General features: G+C 57.2%; 15 protein-coding genes and 3 pseudogenes. 8 read left to right on the top strand and 10 right to left on the bottom strand.

Annotation, left to right across the window (positions count from 1 at the left end; genetic code table 11):
* Window positions 1–53 precede the first annotated feature (53 nt).
* Window positions 54–563 carry a DUF421 domain-containing protein gene (locus ABC336_RS15745; protein WP_413239527.1) on the top strand — a complete coding sequence of 170 codons (510 nt, stop codon included), beginning with the start codon at window positions 54–56 and terminating at the stop codon, window positions 561–563.
* 322 nt (window positions 564–885) lie between these two features.
* Here ABC336_RS15745 and ABC336_RS15740 read toward each other — a convergent pair whose 3' ends face one another.
* Window positions 886–1,410 (bottom strand): hypothetical protein, encoded by a 525-nt coding sequence (locus ABC336_RS15740; protein ID WP_413239526.1) that lies wholly within the window; start codon window positions 1,408–1,410, stop codon window positions 886–888.
* A gap of 199 nt (window positions 1,411–1,609) precedes the next feature.
* On the opposite strand from ABC336_RS15740, the gene ABC336_RS15735 reads away from it, so the two are divergent.
* Window positions 1,610–2,296, top strand: coding sequence for a peptidylprolyl isomerase (locus ABC336_RS15735; RefSeq protein WP_413239525.1), 687 nt, complete (start codon window positions 1,610–1,612; stop codon window positions 2,294–2,296).
* A 47-nt stretch (window positions 2,297–2,343) separates the two neighbouring features.
* On the opposite strand, the pseudogene ABC336_RS15730 reads toward ABC336_RS15735, so the two are convergent.
* Both ABC336_RS15730 and ABC336_RS15725 read right to left on the bottom strand, forming a co-directional pair.
* A pseudogene (locus tag ABC336_RS15730) lies at window positions 2,344–2,595 on the bottom strand (hypothetical protein); the annotation flags it as partial.
* Between the two features lie 278 nt (window positions 2,596–2,873).
* Window positions 2,874–4,331: a sulfatase gene (locus ABC336_RS15725; RefSeq protein ID WP_413239524.1), complete on the bottom strand. Its 1,458-nt coding sequence runs from the start codon at window positions 4,329–4,331 to the stop codon at window positions 2,874–2,876.
* A 329-nt stretch (window positions 4,332–4,660) separates the two neighbouring features.
* Between ABC336_RS15725 and ABC336_RS15720 the strand changes: the two genes are divergently transcribed.
* Entirely contained in the window at window positions 4,661–4,918 is a 258-nt protein-coding gene (locus tag ABC336_RS15720) for an Atu4866 domain-containing protein (protein ID WP_413242533.1), read from the top strand.
* 95 nt (window positions 4,919–5,013) lie between these two features.
* On the opposite strand, the gene ABC336_RS15715 is transcribed toward ABC336_RS15720, so the two are convergent.
* The 5 genes and pseudogenes from ABC336_RS15715 to ABC336_RS15695 form a co-directional block, all read right to left on the bottom strand.
* Window positions 5,014–5,604: a hypothetical protein gene (locus ABC336_RS15715; protein WP_413239523.1), complete on the bottom strand. Its 591-nt coding sequence runs from the start codon at window positions 5,602–5,604 to the stop codon at window positions 5,014–5,016.
* Window positions 5,605–5,957: 353 nt separating this feature from the next.
* Window positions 5,958–6,758 carry an ABC transporter ATP-binding protein gene (locus tag ABC336_RS15710; RefSeq protein WP_413239522.1) on the bottom strand — a complete coding sequence of 267 codons (801 nt, stop codon included), beginning with the start codon at window positions 6,756–6,758 and terminating at the stop codon, window positions 5,958–5,960.
* Window positions 6,758–7,789 (bottom strand): FecCD family ABC transporter permease, encoded by a 1,032-nt coding sequence (locus tag ABC336_RS15705; protein WP_413239521.1) that lies wholly within the window; start codon window positions 7,787–7,789, stop codon window positions 6,758–6,760. The genes ABC336_RS15710 and ABC336_RS15705 overlap by 1 nt, the downstream gene beginning before the upstream one ends.
* Complete coding sequence (locus ABC336_RS15700; protein WP_413242532.1) at window positions 7,786–8,811, bottom strand: FecCD family ABC transporter permease; 1,026 nt, start codon at window positions 8,809–8,811, stop codon at window positions 7,786–7,788. The genes ABC336_RS15705 and ABC336_RS15700 overlap by 4 nt, the downstream gene beginning before the upstream one ends.
* Window positions 8,804–9,908, bottom strand: a pseudogene (locus ABC336_RS15695) (iron-siderophore ABC transporter substrate-binding protein). Before ABC336_RS15695 ends, ABC336_RS15700 begins: the two are co-directional and overlap by 8 nt.
* 286 nt (window positions 9,909–10,194) lie before the next feature.
* On the opposite strand from ABC336_RS15695, the gene ABC336_RS15690 reads away from it, so the two are divergent.
* The 3 genes and pseudogenes from ABC336_RS15690 to ABC336_RS15680 all read left to right on the top strand — a co-directional run bounded on the left by ABC336_RS15690 (window position 10,195) and on the right by ABC336_RS15680 (window position 14,177).
* Window positions 10,195–11,877: a spore germination protein gene (locus ABC336_RS15690; RefSeq protein ID WP_413239520.1), complete on the top strand. Its 1,683-nt coding sequence runs from the start codon at window positions 10,195–10,197 to the stop codon at window positions 11,875–11,877.
* 15 nt (window positions 11,878–11,892) lie between these two features.
* A pseudogene (locus ABC336_RS15685) lies at window positions 11,893–12,994 on the top strand (GerAB/ArcD/ProY family transporter).
* The gene (locus ABC336_RS15680) at window positions 12,987–14,177 is read left to right on the top strand and encodes a Ger(x)C family spore germination protein (RefSeq protein ID WP_413239519.1); all 1,191 of its coding nucleotides are present in this window, start codon (window positions 12,987–12,989) and stop codon (window positions 14,175–14,177) included. The pseudogene ABC336_RS15685 and the gene ABC336_RS15680 overlap by 8 nt, the downstream one beginning before the upstream one ends.
* 98 nt (window positions 14,178–14,275) lie before the next feature.
* On the opposite strand, the gene ABC336_RS15675 is transcribed toward ABC336_RS15680, so the two are convergent.
* Complete coding sequence (locus tag ABC336_RS15675) at window positions 14,276–15,925, bottom strand: catalase (RefSeq protein ID WP_413239518.1); 1,650 nt, start codon at window positions 15,923–15,925, stop codon at window positions 14,276–14,278.
* Between the two features lie 233 nt (window positions 15,926–16,158).
* Window positions 16,159–16,905, bottom strand: a complete 747-nt coding sequence (locus tag ABC336_RS15670; RefSeq protein ID WP_413239517.1) for a glycoside hydrolase family 16 protein — start codon at window positions 16,903–16,905, stop codon at window positions 16,159–16,161.
* 146 nt (window positions 16,906–17,051) lie between these two features.
* On the opposite strand from ABC336_RS15670, the gene ABC336_RS15665 reads away from it, so the two are divergent.
* Together ABC336_RS15665 and ABC336_RS15660 are read left to right on the top strand one after the other, a co-directional pair.
* A complete protein-coding gene (locus tag ABC336_RS15665) occupies window positions 17,052–17,972 on the top strand; it encodes an ABC transporter permease (protein WP_413239516.1) in 921 nt (306 codons plus the stop codon).
* A 49-nt stretch (window positions 17,973–18,021) separates the two neighbouring features.
* Window positions 18,022–18,900 carry a carbohydrate ABC transporter permease gene (locus ABC336_RS15660; RefSeq protein WP_413239515.1) on the top strand — a complete coding sequence of 293 codons (879 nt, stop codon included), beginning with the start codon at window positions 18,022–18,024 and terminating at the stop codon, window positions 18,898–18,900.
* Window positions 18,901–19,223 lie beyond the last annotated feature (323 nt).

The following is a 19,223-nucleotide window of genomic DNA, read 5'->3' as shown; positions in this document are numbered from 1 at the left end:
TCCGGGGCTACTATGGTTAATAGATACTACTCTGGTTCGGAAGGGAGAATCCTATGTTTTTTGATACCTGGAGCGCTCTGTTTCGCATCGTCGTCATCGGCGTCCTTAGTTATGCAGCCCTCATTCTTATCGTCAGACTGTCCGGCAAGCGCACACTGTCGAAGATGAATGCTTTCGATTTTACGGTCTCGATAGCTCTGGGCTCCGTACTGTCGACTGTCATTTTGGACAAGCAGATCACGTTGTCGGAAGGGCTCACTGCCTTTGGCGTGCTGATCGGCATGCAGGCATTGCTGGCCTGGATGGCCGCACGCAGCAAGACATTTCAGGCGATGCTCACGTCGGAACCGCAGCTGGTATTTTATAAAGGCAACTATATGAGAAGCGCCATGAAGAAAGCCCGCATCCAGAAAGAAGATATCCTTCAGGCCGCAAGAAGCGAAGGGATATCGTCCATACAGGAGGTCGGCTTTGTCATCCTGGAGGACAACGGGAAACTGTCGGTGATCCCCCACACGGACGCCCCGACCGATCTGGTGCAAGACGCAAAGCAGAAGCCTTGATGCCAGTACGGCTTGCCGATCCAGTAGCCCATCTCCGCCAGCTGAGGCACCTTGTCCATACCGAATATGTGAGGCCTTTCTTGGGAGCGGACACAGCGGCGCTTATTTCGTTAACATTTGGCTTTTTGGAAGAGCTTCGGACACACGGTACCTTATTTGTTCCGTTCGCGGCTCCATTCGCCAGTTCCAGCAGCAATAGCGTATCGTCTGTCCGCCAAAGGAGCCAAAAGGGTACTATTGTCGCCGTTAGCGTCTACTGTGTCCGCCAGCCTGCTGTCCGTGCAAGAAAGCCACCCCTATCAGGAGTGGCTTCTTAGATTATTCAATTGCGATTCCGCCGGAACCTTTTGAAGAGGAGCCATATCGTCATGATCCCAAGCATCGCCGCGCTGCCGACGATCAGCAGATCATAATCCTTATCGGTGATCCAGCGCATCTTGCCCCGCAGATCGATCTGCTCCAGATTGGTCATGCCCGGACCCAGCACGGTTAGATCTTCTCCAGCCTGAGAAAGCTCCGGCGTACGGTTGCAGGTACCTGCATACAAGTCCCCGTCTCTGCCTTCAACCGCATAGATGAGATAGGATTGCCCTTCCTCAAACACAATTTGGCAGGAGTCCCAACTAGTATGAACCATCACCTGAGCGTGCTCCACGCCTTTCCATGCCGTCTCCACCTCGAAGAGGTTGACCGTCCGGTTTTCGATCGGACCAGTCATACCCTTTTGCTTACGCTCACCCTTGGCGATGACCAGCTCGCCTGCGAATACTGCCGATGCCTGCTCGAAGGCTTCACTTGCATTCTCCGGGTATATACAGCCGCACGCAGCCGCCGGTTTTGGCAACATGACGATAAAACTGCCTATGATAAGCAAGATTGAAAGACAAGCCAGTCTGCATTTTGCCATATGATCGCCCCCACATTCTATCGCTTTACGTTATAAACGAACCTTTTCCAGTTATTGTTGCGTATTACTCTTATATGAACATGCGCATGGGGCTGCAACTGCAGCGTTTAACAAAACATGCAATCATGGGGTGATTTTTTTGAACAAGAGAATCTTACTGATAATTATTTCACTGGCGGCGGTGATGACAGCAGCAGCCTTTGCAGTGGTATCGAACTCGGATCGGCTCTCCATCAGCATGACCTTTGAGACGATCAAACAAAAGCTGGATCAGCTAACCGGAGAAGAATTGAACGCTTCCGCGGTTGCCCAAGTAGAGGGGATTATGATCGATCAGGCGGCGTTTACCTATGCCAAGTTGAATCGTCTCCAGGTGCGGTCACTGGGGGGCGATTCTCCGCTCCTGACTGACGAACAGATCATCGAACAGCTGATTACAGAACAACTGGTCGCTGAGGAAGCCCTGCAGAGAGGGTTAACCGTCACAGAAGAAGATATCGACGAACAAATCACTTATCAGAGAGAAGCATTTGACCAACTGGATCCTACGGATGAAAAAGAAGTCTGGTTTAAGGAAGTCGTCTTGCAAGGAATCCAGTTGCACGGAATGACGGAAGAGGAGTACTGGCAAAGCGGGAAGCTACGCGAAGCTTATCGCATAGCCCACCTCGGCGGCGAGTTGATGAGGGAGATGGTGGAGAGCGGAGAAGTTGAAGGCGCTCAGGGTTACTACGAGTATCAAGAAGAGTTGTACCGTCAGATCCAGGATAAGATTGTGTATAATCATGCGCTTCTCGACGAAATAAACGCCACTATTCATGAGTGACTGCGTTTCACACCACATGGTCCGCGATGCTCCGGCACCGTATTGACTTAAGTCGATGCATACCTTGCACCCCCTCGGGTACATTGAGATGACAATGTATATGAGGGGGTTATCATCTTGATCCTGCTCAGCGATTCCGGCGTCATCCCGAGGAAGCTCGCCAGCTGATGCTGCGGCACCCGGTCGATGAGGGATGGGCGCCGCAGCATCAGCGACTTGAAGCGCGCCTCCGGCGACGAAGCGATGAAGGCGGCATACTCCTCTTGGACACTTTGGAAGTTCGCTTCGATCATCCTGCGGGCTCAATCGAATATGAAATATCGTGTTTATTTCGGGCTCAGACGCAAAAATCGCTCAACGAACACGATATTTCAAGCTTATTGAGGCGTTTGGGGGAAAATGGAGCGAATGAATATGAAATTTCGCATTCATTTCGTCACGCGGTTGCCGCACTCACGTCATCACTCAATCACTCAATCACTCAATCACATCGTCGCTCGCTCCCACGCTCCCTCACGCGCTGCTCCCAACCATCGCCCGTCGGCCATCGGTGATCGCCTTCGCGGCGGCTTCAACTCTACGCCTCCGCCAGACCAACCCTGGCGTATTGCCAGTCCGGCGCTTCATACCGCCGCATCAGCTCCAGCAGCTTGGCTTCATATTGCGCATGCAGCGCAGCGTCGTCAATCGGCGAGCGCTGGTCCGGATCGGCCGCAAGATCGTACAGCAACGGCTCAAGGGCTGCGTCGTGATGCGGCTGCGAAGGACTCGGAATCCGGTAGACCGGCATCGCCGTCTGCGGCAGGAAGCGGCCCACCTCCCATGTCCCATAATCCGACGAGCCCGTCCGCGGCGGCGTGGCCGTGTGATGGTAGGCCATGCTCCCGGGGAGCGGCTGGCGGCAGTACGTATAGCGGCCGTCCGTCAGGCTGATATCCTTGCCAAAGTAGCCATACAGCACCGCATCGTGATGCGGCACATCGCCGGCGAACAGGGCGCCGAATGAACGGCCGTGCACCTGCTGCGAAGGCGCAGCCCCGTGCAGCTCCAGCAGCGTCGGCATGAGATCGATTGTCGAGGTCAGCCCGCTCGCCCGCTTCCCGTTCATGGGTGCGCCCGGCACATAAGCGATCAGCGGGATATGGACGAGCTCCCGGTAATCGAACATGTAGTTTTTGGCCCAGTAGCCGTGCTCGCCGAGCAGATGCCCGTGATCGGTAGTCAGGATGACCGCTGTATCCCGCCACAAGTCGAGCGCATCCATCGTATCCAGCAGCTTGCCCAGCCAGACGTCCGCCATGGTGAGCGTCCCGGCATAGCACGCCCGGATATGCCGGATCGCCGCTTCATCATCCACGGCACCATCCACAGGCGCATATGGCGGCCAGTCGAAGTGGTAACGGTCATCCCAGGTGTCACTGTACAGCTCGCGGTACTTGGTCGGACACATGAACGGTTCATGCGGATCGAACACTTCCAGCTGCAAGTGCCAATTGTCCTCGTCGCGATTGCGCTCGAGAAACCGGATCGCCCGCTCGAAGCATCGCGGCGTCGGATAGTCCTCCTCGCGCTCGGGATCCATACTGGCCCGGTTGACCCAGTCCTGCCGCTTGCTCTTGCCGCGAAACGCCGGGATCTCCGGTTCCCCCACGCCGGGGTGCCACGGATCGCCCTCCTGGCCGCGTAGGAACTCCCAGGTGTTGAACGGCGTATGATAGTTGCCGCCCTGCGCTTCGAAGTAATGGTAATGATCCGTGATCAGATGGCTGTATACGCCCGCCTGCCTGCGCAGCTCCTCGGGGTACGCTTCGTCGAAAGGCTGCAGCGGGCTCCAGCGGGACTCCAGGAAGTTGAGGCGTCCCGTCATGATCTCGCGCCGTGCCGGCATGCAGGGCAGAGAGCCGCTGTAATGCTGGTCGAAGACGATTCCTTTGGCTGCCAGCCGATCAAGGTTGGGCGTGTGGATCCCTTCCTTACCGTAGCACGAGAGATAGTGACGGTTCACAGAATCCATCAGGATGAACAAGGTTTTCACAATGCTAACGCTCCTTTCTCTGTCTTGCGTTCCTGTTGATACTGTCATTATAGCCCCTTTCACACGGAGGATGCCTTGAAATTTAACCGCAACAACTTGAGAAATAACGGAAATGTTTAGGACGATTAGGCAAGAATTATGCATCATTCGGCTACCGTCCCGCAACCGTATTGGTTCATACTGTCACTAAAGAATAATCTACAGGAGGTGACGAGTCGATGGTCAAAGTCATCGCATACACACTGATTGTCCTGATCACTGGCCCTTGGACGCTGCAGGCTTGTCAGCAGACGCAATCTCCAAGCAATCATGTGGAAGGAGCTGCTGACATGAACCACAGTAACGAGACAGCGCCACATCCCTATGTCGGGATGTGGGTGACGGAGGACGGCTACATCCGTCATGAGCTGCTGCCGAACGGGCGCTACGATGAAGCCCGCGGCGACCGCAAGAGCGCCTATCAGGGCAGCTATACGATCGAAGGCGACCATATCGAATATGTGGACGATACCGGATTCACGGCCGACGGCGATTTCCGGGACGGTGTGCTGTACCACGCGGGCATGGTGCTTTACAGAGAAGAATAACTTAGCACCCTTGCATCAACGTAAAGACGGCCCAAAGGATGAGTGATACTCTCTCTTCCCTGGGCCGCACTATTTCCAGGCATCCCTGAACGGGGCTACCGCTTCCTCCTCACAAGTCTCCTCAAAAGATACAGCGCGGCCACCCCCCCGATGACGACCAGCGCGCCGCCGCCGAACACCAGCCGGTCAAGCTCTCTGCCGATGACCCACCGCATCTTGCCTTTGAGGTTGACCTTCTCAAGTGTAGTATGACCGGCCCCCAGGTAGCTCAGATCTTCCCCGGCCCGGGATAGCTCTATGGTGCGGCTGCAGTAGCTCGTGTGCAACTCTCCCTTGACATCATAAGCATAGACGAGATAGGTTTGGCCTTCCTCGAAATTCATGCCGCATGACGACTCGTGCCCCGGATCATAGACCAGGAGCTGGGACTGCTCCACACCTTTCCATGCCTCCTGAACCTCCAACAGATTGGCGTCCCGGTATCCGAACGTCGCCGTCCGGCCCTCCCGCTTGTACTCTGCTTTCGTCCGCAGTACGGTGCCGCTAAATACCGTGTCCGCTCTTTCGAACGCCTCGTCAGGCTCGGAGTTCGCGCAGCTGCAGGCATAAGCGGATGGCGGCTGGATGAGCAGCAAGCTGCTTATCATCATTAGAAACATCAGCGCAAGGAGTGCACCCTTTTTCATACCTGTCCTCCCACAATTTTACTTTGTCAACATAATAGACGTGAAAGCAGCCGCTATAGTTGCTCTGCTCTCTGTGGGAGCTGCATGGGATGCTCAGACCTTCTTCGTATGATTCCTTCCGCAGACACTAAGTGATTTCGTATACGAAAAATCATACAAAACCATGGTCGCAGATGACCGGCTACTCGAAATTTCGAACCCAACCGTGAGATCACGCGTGCTGAAATTGCGGCTGGTTCCCACAGAATAATCCTTAAATCGAGCTAGCATCGATTTATAAAAAGCCCGCTCCCTAATATGACAATAGGGGAGGGGCTTTTTCAACTCTAACTTGTTTTTCTCAACTTCAGAAACTATACCTTATGATACCGCCCAATCGGGATGACGCACGGCGAGCCGGAGACCGGATCATCGATAACCGTGCATTCCAGGTCAAATACATCCTGGATCAGCTGACTCGTAATCACCTGCCGCGGCGGGCCCTCGGCGACAAGCTTGCCCTCCTGAAGCGCGTAGATATAGTCGGCATAGCGGGCCGACAGGTTGATGTCGTGCAGCACCATGACGATGGTCGTGCCCTGCTTGCGGTTGATATCGGTCAGCAGATCGAGGATCTCGACCTGATACGCGATATCCAGAAAGGTCGTCGGTTCGTCCAGGAACAGGATATCGGTCTCCTGCGCGAGCGCCATGGCAATCCACACCCGCTGGCGCTGACCGCCGGACAGCTCATCCATCGGGATATTGGCGAATTCGGTAATCCGCATCAGGTCCATCGCCTCGCCGACGGCTTCATAGTCCCGCTTGCTCCATCCACCCAGCATGGACTGGTGGGGAAACCGCCCTCTGCCGATCAGGTCGGCCACTGTGATGCCCTCCGGCACAATCGGCGACTGGGGCAGCAGGCCTACGGTCCGCGCCAGCTGTTTGGGCGGGAACTTGCCGATAGGCTTGCCATCGAGGGTGATGCTGCCGGATGCGGGCTTGATCAGCTTGGCCAACGTCTTGAGGAGAGTGGATTTGCCGCAGCCATTGGAGCCGATCAAGACACTGATCTGATTGCTCGGAATGGCAAGATCTACACCATGGATGATCGTCTTGCCCTCGTAGCCCGAGACCAGCCTATCGGCGCAAAATTGATGTGCAGGTTTCATCACAATTCTCCTTTTCGATTCATTCGGACAAGCAAGAGGATCAGGTACGGCGCACCCAGCAATCCCGTGACGACCCCTACCGGAAACTTGTAGGTAAAAGCGAATTGGCCGATCAGGTCAGCCCCCAGCACGAGGACGACGCCGACCAGACCTGCCGGCAGAATCCCCGACAAGCTGGCACCGACCATCCGCTTGGCGATCGGGCCGGCCAGGAATGAGACGAAGGCGATGGGTCCCGTGATCGAGGTAGCGATCGCAATCATCGCCACCGCGCTCAGGATCAGGATGATCCGCGTCATATCCGTACGCACGCCGAGCGAGGAAGACATCTGCTCGCCCAGCTCCAGCAGGCTGAGGCGCTTGCCCATCACGACCAGGACGGGTGTGAGGATCAGGACGGCCAGGATGAGCGGCGGCAGCTCCGACAGCTTGGAGCCGTTGAGACTGCCCGCCAGCCAACGGATCGCAGCAGGGATATTCTGCTGCGAGGTCGATAGCAGCAGGTATGAGATGAAGGCGTCGAGCATCGCCTGGATGCCGATGCCGACGATGATGAGCCGGCCGATCGAGAAGGTCTTCCCCCGCGAGAGCAGATAGATGACCATGACGGTAGCCAGCCCTGCCAATACTGAAGTCAGAGAGATGACGGCATTGTCTGCCTGCAGCACCGTGATGCAGAAGACGGCGGCCGCACTGGAGCCGGACGTGATCCCCATCACATTGGGGTTGGCAAGCGGGTTGCGCAGCATCGTCTGGAACGTATATCCGGCCACGCCGAATGCAAATCCCGCAAGCAGACCGGCGAGCATCCTCGGCAAGCGTACCGTATGGATGGCAAATGTTGCCCCTTCCACGGTCTCGCCGGTCAGCACACGCCAGACGACCTGAACCGGGTAGATGGTATTCCCAAGCAAGAGCATCGCACAGGCCAGTGCAATCGCCAGAGCGGCGAGCAGTCCGGTAGCCAGGAGCCAGCGGCGGCGGCGCTGCCGTCTTCCTTCTTTGATTAGAGCAATCGTTTTATTTTTCATAATGAGCGCACTTTCGATTTGATAGCTAACAGGATAAGGATCGGAGCGCCGATAAAGGCCGTGACGACGCCGACCTCCAGCTCGCCGGGACTGCCGATCAGCCGGCCGGCGACATCCGATATCGTCAGGATGATGGCGCCTGCCAGCGCAGACATCGGGATGACCACCCGCAGATCCGGGCCGAGCAGCAGGCGGACGGCATGGGTCGCGAGCAGGCCGATGAAGCCGATCGGCCCGGCCAGCGCGGTCGCCGCTCCGCAGAGCAGGACGCCTGCCAGGGACGCGACCAGCCGCAGCGTCTTGGTGCGCACGCCAAGTCCCCTGGCCGTGTCGTCACCCAGCGCGAGCGCATTGAGCGCAGGCGATACGATGAACGCAAGGAGCAGGCCGCCGAGCAGGAAGGGCAGGAATGTGCCGATCGTGCCCCAGCTGCCGGAGCCTACGCTCCCTACCTGCCAGAATCTGAATTGGTCCATCACATGCGAGCGGGGGATCAGCACGGCTGTTACCAAGGATGACAGCGCGGCGCTTGTGGCAGCCCCTGCCAGAACGAGCTTAATGGGCGTGGCTCCGCCACGGCCCATCGATCCGATCCCGAATACGAATACGGCTGTCAGCGCGGCACCTGCCATCGCTGCCCAGATATATTGCCCGGCTGTACTGATCTGGAAAAACGCCATGCCGAGCACAACAAACAACGCAGCGCCCGTGTTCACGCCCAGAATACTGGGATCGGCAAGCGGGTTGCGCGTGACCGACTGCATGAGCGAGCCGGATACGCCTAGCGCCGCGCCGCACAACAGACTGAAGACGGTTCGCGAGATCCGCTTCCGGACGATATTGGCCCCGTACGTGTCTACCTCTGGACGGAACAAGCCGTCCATCAGCTCCTGCATGCTGATGAGCCGCGAGCCCAGCGTAAGCGAGGCGACGACGCATCCTGCAAGGAGGAGCAGACAGATGGCTATAACGAGCGGATATGTCCGGGGTACCGCGTATGGCGGAACCGTCCGATTATTCATGTCCTTTGTCGATGGCTTCACCGAGCATCTGCAGATACTCATCGATGGTGTAGGCAATGGACAGCGGGTTCGGTGTTCCTGCGGCTACCAGCGGCGAATCGCTGTCGATGAAAGCAACCGCGCCTTTCTCGATGGCAGGGATTTTACCCAGCAGCGGATCGGCTTTGAGCGTCTCATACAGGGCAGCAGTGCCGTAGCCGACGATCAGATCGACATCAGAGAGATTCTCGGCATTCTCAGCACTCAGGCTCAAGGAATACGCTGTCGGATCGGTAATCTGCGCCGTAATACTGTCGGGATATGTCAGGCCGAGCTCTTCTAGGAAAGCAACCCGGGAGTCAACCGGTGTATAAATATGCATTTTGGACAGATCTTGATCGCTGAAGTTTGCCCAGACGACTTTTGCCTGCCAGCTGCGGATAGTCGGCAAGCTTCTCCTGGATCATGGCTTCGGTATCCTTGATCAACTGATCGCCTTCTTCAGCCATTCCCATCCCCGCCGCGTTCAGCTCAATCTGTTCGCGCCATGTCGTGGTCCACGGAGATACCGGATAGGCGACTACAGGAGCGATCTGGGACAGTGTCTCGTAGTCCTCTGCAGTAATGCCGGAGTAGGCAGCCAGGATGACGTCAGGCTTGGCATCATTGATGGCTTCAAAGTCGAGACCGTCGGTATCCATGAACACGTTGGGCTCCGTTACGCCCAGCTCATCCAGCTTCTCCTTCGTCCAAGGCAGCAGTCCGCTGTCATCTTGAACGCCGAAGTTGGCAGCAGAGAAGCCTACAGGGACGATGCCCAGCGCGAGCACGACGTCATGGTTTGCCCATTGGATGGTTACGATGCGCTCCGGCTTGCTCTCAAGCGTAGCCTTGCCAAGCGCATGTTCGATTTCGATCGGATATTCGGCATTGTCGGCGCCTGCAGCGCCGGTTGTGTCGTTGGCGGCGTTACCGTTGGCATTTGTATTGGTCTCGTTCTCGGCAGGCGGGTCGGCGGGTGCCGGCTCATTCGATTGACCGCCGCAAGCAGCCAGGACGAGCATAATGGCAATAAGCATCAGGAGCATTTTGAACGATTTGCTGGATTGGAATTTCATGTTCATACCCTTTCTTGTCTTAAGATTAGAATGGATCAGGCATTAGAAGCGTGGTGAAAAAGAACCTAGGATAGAGGTTGAATTCCGGGAACAAAGGCGAACGCTTCCGCTTCTCCAGAATCGATCCACACCTCTCTGGCACTTTTTCACCAATCTTTTAGGAAGACCATCCACTATGTATGATAATGATTATCATCATCAAGTATGTGAAAATTATATCGGCCCCGTGTGAAATTGTCAATGAAAACTAACCGCTGTTGTCTGGATGCATAAGATTCCGGATATTATGGAAACCTTTAGCTTACTAGAGAGTGTATACAGGAAGGGGTTAGACGCCGTGTCCGCCATCATCGAGCATATCCCGGACTGGGACATCTGGGCCTGGGCTGCCGTAGCATTCCTGCTGCCCGTTCTCGCCCATCGTGCCTACAAGGCGGTAACCAACGCCCTGCGGGCGCGTCCGGCACCGGACCGCGGCCGACCCGCCGGCACATCTGCCGAGGAGTCCGCGAACGGCCCCCCTTTCACCGGCAATTATGAGGCGGACCTGAACTACATTAAGGCTAAGGTGGGCAACAATAGCGATGTGTGCATCCGCAGCTTCGCCATGGAACGAGCAGGGACGAGAGGCACGCTGTTCTATATCAATGGCATGCAGAACGATCGGCTCCTGAATATGCAGACTCTGGAGCACCTGATGTTCGAAGCGACGTCAGAGCTGCTCACCAGTATCGGCAGCGGCGACCCGCCGCTGCCCTTCAGCAGCTTGTGCGCGGCGCCCGGCATGGACAGCTTCATCCGGTCGATGCTGTTCGGACACACCGCTCTGCTCATCGACGGGCTACCCCGCGGACTGCTGATCGAGCAGCCCGACGGAGTCAACCGTGCGGTCGCCGAGCCGGTCTCCGAGGCGCTGCTGCGCGGTCCCCGGATCGGCTTCTCCGAGGTACTGAGCGAGAACACCTCGCTTCTGCGGCGACAAGGCTTCAGCGATCAACTCGAGATGAAGAGCTATCGCGTAGGCACCCGGCTGAAGAAAGACCTGGTGCTGGCTTACATCAAGGACATCGTCAATCCCGATCTGCTGCGGGAGGTGGAGACCCGGGTGAGCCGCATGGATACGGAATTCGTCGCCGAATCCGGCTTTGTGGAGCAGTTAATCGAGGATCAAGCGCTCAGTCCGTTCCAGCAGCTCCAGAACACGGAGCGCCCCGATCGCGTCATCAACGCCCTGCTCGAAGGTCGCGTAGCGATTCTGCTGGACGGCACGCCTTTTGTCCTGATCGCGCCGGTCACCTTCAGCATGCTGCTGCAATCGCCGGAGGACTACTACGAGCGCTGGCTGCCCAGCTCGCTGCTGCGCATCATGCGCTTCGGCGCTGCGTTTCTTGCGCTGATGGCGCCAGCCTTCTATGTCTCCTTTATTTCATTCCATCCTGGACTGATCCCGACAGAACTCGCCATTACGATCATTGAGACCAGGCACGGCGTACCGTTCCCCTCTCTGATCGAGGTGCTGATCCTCGAAGTGTCGATCGAGATTCTGCGTGAGGCCGGCATCCGGCTGCCCAAGCCGATCGGTCCGGCGATGGGCATCGTGGGCGGCCTGATCATCGGTGATGCTGCGGTGCAAGCCGGCATCGTCAGTCCGTTCCTGGTCATCGTCGTCGCCGTGACGGCGATCTCGTCGTTCTCCATCCCGTCCTACAGCGCCGGGATCACCTTAAGGATGCTGCGGTTTGCCGGCATGCTGTTCGCGGCGATGCTGGGCATCTTCGGCACGATCCTGTTCTTCCTGCTCCTATGCAGCCATCTGAGCAAGCTCAAGAGCTTCGGCGTACCCTACCTGACACCGGCCACACCCTTGCGGCTGCGGGACTGGAAGGATCTGCTGATCCGCGCGCCGCTGTCGATGATGAAGCGGAGACCGGCGATGATGAAGACACAAGACGATAGACGCCAATCGTAACCAGGAGGGCTGCTCGTGTTTACCCGTACCGACGACAAGCTTTCGAACTCCCAAGCCATCGTCTTTCTCACCAATACAGTACTTGGCGCCGGCATCCTGACGATGCCGCGCAGCGTCAGTCAAGCGATGGAAACGCCGGATGCCTGGGTGGCCATCTTGCTCAGCGGCATGCTTATCCTGCCGGTCGTATGGCTAATGACCAAGCTCTGCCAGCACTACCCCGGGCTCACCGTCTTCCAGTTCGCCCGCCGTATCGTCGGCAGATTGCCTGCGGCGGTGTTGAGTCTGCTGCTGGTCGCCTTCTTCATCACCATCGCCGGCTTCGAGATTCGTACTGGCTGAGGTGACACTTTTCTTCCTGCTCGAGGGCACGCCGATCTGGGCGGTCGCACTGCCGTTTGTCTGGGCCGGCACATATCTGGTAAGCGGCGGCATCCAGGCGATCGCCCGGGTCTATCAGATCGTCTTTCCGGTTACAGTGCTGGTGCTGCTGGTCTCCTTCGGCGTCAGCCTGCGGATGTTTGATATCGATAACCTGCGGCCGGTGTTGGGCGATGGTCTGTTGCCGGTCTGGCAAGGCTTGAAGGCTTCGATCCTGATCTACGCAGGCAGCGAAGTCGTACTCACGCTAGTCGGCTATATGCAGCATCCCCGCCAAGCCGTCAAGACGATGCTGATCGGCATCTCTATCCCGATCGGCCTTTATCTGCTCGCCGTCCTTGTCGTCATCGGCGGCATGTCGGTCAATGCAGTGATCACGAGCACCTGGCCGACCCTTGATCTGGTCCGCAGCTTTGAGATCACAGGCTTTTTCGTGGAACGTCTGGAGTTTCCGCTCATGGTCGTCTGGCTCATGCAGATGTTCTGCAACTTCTGCAGCTTTTTCTTCCAGGCCTCGCTCGGCATCTCGCAGTTGTTCCAGCTATCGTTCCAGCCAGTCATCTTCGCGCTCGTTCCGATTATATTCCTGAGCTCGATGGTGGCCAGCAATCTGAAGGAGCTGTTCACGCTGGGGGATATCATCGGTTACTGGAGCGTAGGACTATTCGTCCTGCTGACGGTCCCGCTGCTGATCATCCAGCACTTCCGCGCGAGAGGAGAGAAGCGTCATGGCTAGCCTCGGACGGATGCTTGCGGTCTGTATGCTGCTGCCGATCCTCTTGTCCGGATGCTGGAGCAGCCAGGAGATCGAAGATCTGGCGCTGTACGCCGGACTGGCGCTCGACAAGGAGATGGAGGACAAGACGGAGCGGGAGATGGAGGCTAGAGGGGCGAAGTACCCCAAGACCAAGAAAATCACGGCCACCTTACAGATCGTACCGATCCGGACGGTCGGCAACACATCCGAAAAGCAAGGCCCTCCCCAGATGCCTTACACCAACATCTCGGGGACCGGCGACTCGATTCTGGAGATCTTCCGCCAATTCACCATCCGGCTGGACCAGCCGATCATCGGACACCATCTCAAGGTCATCGTCATCTCGGCAGAGCTGCTCAAGGAGCAGGCGATCGAGAATGTGACGGATTTCTTGCTGCGCGATAATGACATCCGCCCCAGCACGATGGTGTTCGTCAGCCAGGGACCGGCCAAACATACGCTCATGTCCAGAAAAACCAACAATGTACCGTCCTTTCATATCATGGGCATGCTCCGAAACCGCACGCGGACCAGCAAGGTGCTGGCTCCGGTAACGTTGAACAATCTAGACTCTCTTATTTACACCAAAAAAAGCTTTGCCCTGCAGAACATTGCTTCGGTAGAAGACGAGGTTGAATTTTCGGGGGCAGGGATTATCAAAGGGAACACCGGCCATTGGATCGGGACCCTGGACCAGACGGACACGCAGTGTCTGGCCTGGCTCAAAAATGAAGGGAGCGCCGGCGTCATCAAGGAATACGTCCCCGACAAAGGTGTGATAACCTATGAGATCAAGGAAATGAAGAGCAAAATCTCCGCCGATGTCAGCGGCGGTGCCCTGTCCTTCAATGTAAAGGTCGCCACCGAAGGACGCATCATCGAGATCTGGCAGAACACCCCCGGCGAGGACTTCCCGCTCGGCATGGAGGAGACCACTCAGGTGGTCGAAGATCGCATCGACCAGATGATGCAGACCTTCATCCACAAGCTTCAGAAAACCTACAAAGCCGATGTCGCCGGCTTCGGGGACCGGCTGGCCATCCAACATCCGGCGGAGTGGAAGAAGGTAAAAAACGATTGGGACGAGGTGTTCAGCCGTTCGAAGATTAACTTCACCTATGAAGTAAATATTACAGACTATGGCTCGTTTGCCGAAGATTAGCGCTGCCCCGGTTACCATAGTGAGAAAAGGAAAATCCCCAGCGGCTACAGCCACCGCAGGTGGTTGAAGCCGCTGGGGAAATCCCACCATATTCACGTTTAATACGGATCCGCCTCATGTCCCTTACGGACGGCCTCGTCCGCAGCCTGGTTAGCGGCCAAGGTGCTGATGCCGAATTTCGATTGTCCCGCTTCCCTTCCCGGAACCAGGTTCTCTGACTGCATCCCCCGGATTTCGGCCATCTTCCGATCGATGCCTTCTCTCACCCGGCGCCCATAGTCCTCGTCGGCTCCAGTGAAATGCGCGATCATCGCCTCCTGGATCGGCGCAGCGCATACGGCCAACGCGGCGGAGAGATTGCCGATCAGCTCCTCGCGCTCCCATTCTTCAAAGCTGCGGTAGGTATGCCCGGCTTGACCATAATTGTTGGGCCGGTCGATCGGCTCGCTCATGGCTGCCGCGTTGTACATCGGGCGGTGCGGCGGCCGCTCCGAACGATCCGCCTCCTGCAGGCCGCCGAGCATCGACGGCTCGTAGTTGATGTGCGGGTTGGCCCCGGCTTCCGCCGGATCGCGGAAGTCCATCTGGCCCCGGTGCTGATTCGTGTGGACCGGCGCTTTGGGCGCATTGACCGGCAGCTTCAGGTAGTTGGCACCGACCCGGTAGCGCTGAGTATCCGAATACGAGAAGGTGCGGCCTTGCAGCATTTTGTCATCTGAGAAATCCATTCCATCCACGAGTACGCCTGTGCCAAAAGCCGCTTGCTCGATCTCCGCGTGATAATCAACCGGATTGCGGTCAAGCACCATCCGTCCCACCGGCAGCCACGGGAACTGGTCCTCCGGCCACAGCTTGGTATCATCCAGCGGGTCAAAATCAAGCTCCTCATGATACTCATCCGACATGAGCTGGACGAACAGCTCCCACTCCGGATAATCTCCCGCTTCGATCGCCTCGTACAGATCCTGGGTTGCGTGGCTAACGTTCTTGGCCTGGATCGCGTCCGCCTCGTCCTGCGTCAGATTGCGGATCCCCTGCTTCGGTTCCCAGTGATACTTCACCAGCACCGCTTCACCCTTGTCATTGACCCACTTGTAGGTATTGACTCCCGATCCCTGCATATGCCGGTAAGTGGCCGGGATGCCCCAGGGCGAGAACAGGAAGGTGATCATATGGGTCGCCTCCGGCGTACGGGAGACGAAGTCGAACATCCGCTCCGGACTTGCCACATTGGAGGCAGGATCGACCTTGAACGCATGGATCATGTCCGGGAATTTCATGGCGTCGCGGATGAAGAAGATCTTCAGATTGTTGCCCACCAGATCCCAATTGCCTTCCTCGGTGTACATCTTCACCGCGAAGCCTCGCGGATCGCGGGCGGTCTCCGGGGAGTCCTTGGCCCCCGCAACCGTGGAGAAGCGAACCATCAGCGGCGTCTTCTTACCTGCCCCGGAGAACACTTTGGCACGGGTGTATTTCTCCACGGGCTCGTCTCCGACTTTGCCGTACGTCTCGAAGTAACCGAACGCGCCTGCCCCTCTGGCATGCACCACCCGCTCGGGCACCTCTTCCCGGTCGAAGTGGGAGATTTTCTCGATGAAATGATAGTTCTCCAGCGTAGCCGGGCCACGGTTGCCAACGGTTCGGATGTTCTGGTTGTCAGGCACGGGATGCCCCTGCCTGGTCGTTAATGTCTGCCGTTCAGTCGTTTGCTTGCCAGAAGCGTGCTGATCTCGATTGTCCTGCATTAGCGATCTACCTCCTCATGATTGGTCAGCCTTACCTTTCCCATATTTTCCAATCAATATTCTTGCGTGCTGGCAGCTTTGAAGGAGAGGCTGGACGAGGTTTCACATGCTTCCTTCATCATGCTCATGCCAAGAGAGCACGAGGACGGGGCAGACCGGGGCAAGAACACCACAGCTTGATGCGATACCGACACAAGCGGCGCCACGGGACAATCCCGGGCGCCGCTCTTCTCTTACTGATACAACCAGATCCCCGCTACCGTCATCGTTGCCGGCAGCGCCGCTACATCTACCTCGACCCGGTCATACCAGCCGCCGACCGCCAGGTTCAGCACCAGGTAGAATTTCTGGTCAAAGGGCATCGTGCCCGCTTCCAGCTTGCGCTCCGCATAGCAGTGCCCATCGACGAGCCAGCGCATGGCGCCCGGCTCCCACTCGAGTGCATAATCGCGGAACTGGCTGATATCGCCGTCCTCCAACTGATACGTGCTCTCATGGGTGACCTTGTGATCGAAGTCCCTGCCGTAGTGCAGCGTGCCGGATACCTGGCGGGGCAAGCGGCCCTTGGCTTCCATGATATCGATCTCGCCCGAGGCTGGCCACGAACCGTACACCTGATCCTGGGGCAGCAGCCAGATCGCCGGCCATAGTCCCTGACCGACAGGCAGCTTGGCACGGACGACCAGTCTGCCGTAGCAATAAGCCATATGATTCTTGGTGTCCAGACGAGCCGAGGTATAGGCGAACTGCCGGCCGTCGGTCTCCGTGAGATCCTCGCGCCGCGCGCACAGGTTCAAGCCTTGTTCGTCGAGATACAGATTGCTTGCGTGTTCCGTGTAGTACTGCAGCTCGCCGTTGCCCCAGCCGGGGTGGATCGGGCGGCCTTCGTTGTCCAGGAGATCGTTGCCCTGGCGGATATTCCAGGCGCTCAGGTCTGCCTCGGCTTTTGTAAATTCTTGCTTCCAGATCAGTCGGTTCATCCTCTGCACACTCCCTTCATGTACCCCAGCATACTGCATCTGCACAGCAGGTCAATCCAATCTAAAAAAATGGGATAGGGTCAAAAACGACGGCCTTTTTTTCCCAGGTCTATTTTCATACGATGAAAAGGAAGGGGGACCCGCATATGTTTTCGATCCGAACCGAGCAATTGAAAGCGTTACTAAGGCAATGGCAGCTGCAGAGCATGGTCATCCCCGGCATCGTCTGGATGGTGATCTTCTGCTATATCCCGATGTTCTGGCTGATCATCGCCTTTATGGACTACAGCATCGCCAGGCCCATGCTGGAGTCGCCCTTCGTGGGCCTGAAGCACTTCCAGGACTTCCTGAGCGATGAGCGGTTCTGGCGATCCATCCGCAATACGCTGGGCATGAGCGCGATCAAGCTGGTGCTTGGCTTCCCCATCCCGATCCTGTTCGCCCTGCTGCTCAATGAGATCCGCAGTCTCCGCTTCATGCGGACCGTGCAGACGATCTCGTACCTGCCGCACTTCATCGCCTGGACGATCTTCGGCGGCATCATGCTCAACTGGCTGGGCGAAGGCGGCGTGATGAACCAGCTGATGATGGCGCTGGGCCTGCAGGACCGCGAGATCCTGTACAATAGCGACCCCAAGTACTTCTGGTGGATCGTCTACTTCTCCGACACGCTCAAGGAGGCGGGCTGGAGCGCCATCATCTATATCGCGGCGATCGCCGGCATCGACCCGTCACTGTATGAGGCCGCAGAGCTCGACGGCGCGGGACGCTGGCAGCGGATGTGGCATATCACCGTCCAGAGCATCCGGCCGACGATCGCCATCCTGTTCATCCTGGCGGTCAGCGGCATCCTCGGCAGCAACTTCGAGCAGATCTTCATGCTCAAGAACAACATGAACATGCGGATGGCCGAAAGTCTGGACCTGTATATCTACAACATGGGTCTGGTGTCCGGTCGCCACTCATTCTCCACCGCCGTCCTGTTCGTCCGCTCGATCGTGGCGCTGGGACTGCTGTTCCTGGCCAACTATTCATCCAGAAAACTAACGGGGGACAGTATTTTCTAATTGTGGACTCGCTGCTGAAAAGCGACATTTAAGAAAGGAGGTGCGCGCTATGAAACGCGGCATCCGGCGGTTCGGCGCGTTCGAGTTCTTCAATACGCTGCTTATGCTGGGCGTGTGCTTCATCACGCTTTATCCGATGTGGTTCGTCTTCATCAACTCGCTCAATGCGCCGGAGCAGGCGATGCTCGGCACAGTCAACTGGTTCCCCAAAGCATGGTCGCTGGCCAGCTTCAGTGTCGTGTTCAATGACAAAAGCCTGATGAACGGCTTCCTCATCACGACGCTGCGGACAGTCATCGGCACCGTGGCCCATGTGCTGTTCACCGCCATCGTCGCTTACGGCATCAGCAAGCACAAGCTGATCGGCCGCAAGATCTATATGAAGATCGCCCTGATTACGATGTTATTCTCAGGCGGCCTGATCCCGACGTTCCTGCTCATGACCAAGCTGGGGCTGTACGACAGCTTCTGGGTATTCATCATCCCGTCGATGTATACGTTCTTCAACATGGTCATCTTCATGAGCTTCTTCCGCACCATCCCCGAGAGTCTGGAGGAATCGGCCAAGGTCGACGGCGCTTCGGATTACGGGGTGCTGTTCCGCATCGTCATGCCCAACAGCATGGCTGTGCTGGCCACGATCGGGCTGTTCTCCGCCGTCTATCACTGGAACGACTACTACATGGGCGTCATCTATATCCGCTCGCAGGAGATCCTGCCGATGCAGACGATGCTCTACAAGATCATCGCGGAGAACTCGATGTCCTTCATGCAGCAGCAGGCGATGGCACAATTCGGCGCCCGGCTGCCCGGCAACTCGATCAAATTCGCCTCTATGGTGGTGGCGACGCTGCCGATCTTGATGGTATACCCGTTCATCCAGCGCTTCCTTGTGAAGGGTGTTATGATTGGGGCGATTAAAGGATGAGCGACAGGAGCGCTTGGAGACGCCGCGTACAAGGCGTCCTCACCGCGCCTCGCCCTCTGCCTGCGGACACAACAGGCGCTATTCTAGCATTTAGAGCCATTTATCGCTGACAACGGACAGACGATCCGCTATCTGAGCCAGAGAGTCTGATTTGGACCTCTATACTGCTAAATAGCGGATGGTGTGTCCATTTCGTCCCCCGCTAACTGATGATTGTGTCAAATAGGTGCTCCTGGGTCCGCAAGTGGACGGGGAAACGCGTCATAAGTGCACATCAACACGGGGAGGCCACGCGCAAGTCATGAACGAACCATTACGAATCT

Origin of the sequence: Paenibacillus jepli (assembly GCF_047238105.1) — a bacterium.
Classification (GTDB): Bacteria; Bacillota; Bacilli; order Paenibacillales; family Paenibacillaceae; genus Paenibacillus_D.
The sequence above is the reverse complement of the archived record's forward strand: the minus strand, read 5'-3'. Positions and strand labels throughout refer to the sequence as shown.

Coding starts and splice junctions, on each gene's coding strand:
- ABC336_RS15670 (WP_413239517.1), bottom strand. CDS start 16,905: ATGAACCGACTGATCTGGAAGCAAGAATTTACAAAAGCCGAGGCAGAC.
- ABC336_RS15740 (WP_413239526.1), bottom strand. CDS start 1,410: ATGTTGCCAAAACCGGCGGCTGCGTGCGGCTGTATATACCCGGAGAAT.
- ABC336_RS15680 (WP_413239519.1), top strand. CDS start 12,987: ATGGCTAGCCTCGGACGGATGCTTGCGGTCTGTATGCTGCTGCCGATC.
- ABC336_RS15675 (WP_413239518.1), bottom strand. CDS start 15,925: ATGCAGGACAATCGAGATCAGCACGCTTCTGGCAAGCAAACGACTGAA.
- ABC336_RS15720 (WP_413242533.1), top strand. CDS start 4,661: ATGAACCACAGTAACGAGACAGCGCCACATCCCTATGTCGGGATGTGG.
- ABC336_RS15700 (WP_413242532.1), bottom strand. CDS start 8,811: ATGAATAATCGGACGGTTCCGCCATACGCGGTACCCCGGACATATCCG.
- ABC336_RS15715 (WP_413239523.1), bottom strand. CDS start 5,604: ATGAAAAAGGGTGCACTCCTTGCGCTGATGTTTCTAATGATGATAAGC.
- ABC336_RS15705 (WP_413239521.1), bottom strand. CDS start 7,789: ATGAAAAATAAAACGATTGCTCTAATCAAAGAAGGAAGACGGCAGCGC.
- ABC336_RS15710 (WP_413239522.1), bottom strand. CDS start 6,758: ATGAAACCTGCACATCAATTTTGCGCCGATAGGCTGGTCTCGGGCTAC.
- ABC336_RS15665 (WP_413239516.1), top strand. CDS start 17,052: ATGTTTTCGATCCGAACCGAGCAATTGAAAGCGTTACTAAGGCAATGG.
- ABC336_RS15690 (WP_413239520.1), top strand. CDS start 10,195: ATGGAAACCTTTAGCTTACTAGAGAGTGTATACAGGAAGGGGTTAGAC.
- ABC336_RS15745 (WP_413239527.1), top strand. CDS start 54: ATGTTTTTTGATACCTGGAGCGCTCTGTTTCGCATCGTCGTCATCGGC.
- ABC336_RS15660 (WP_413239515.1), top strand. CDS start 18,022: ATGAAACGCGGCATCCGGCGGTTCGGCGCGTTCGAGTTCTTCAATACG.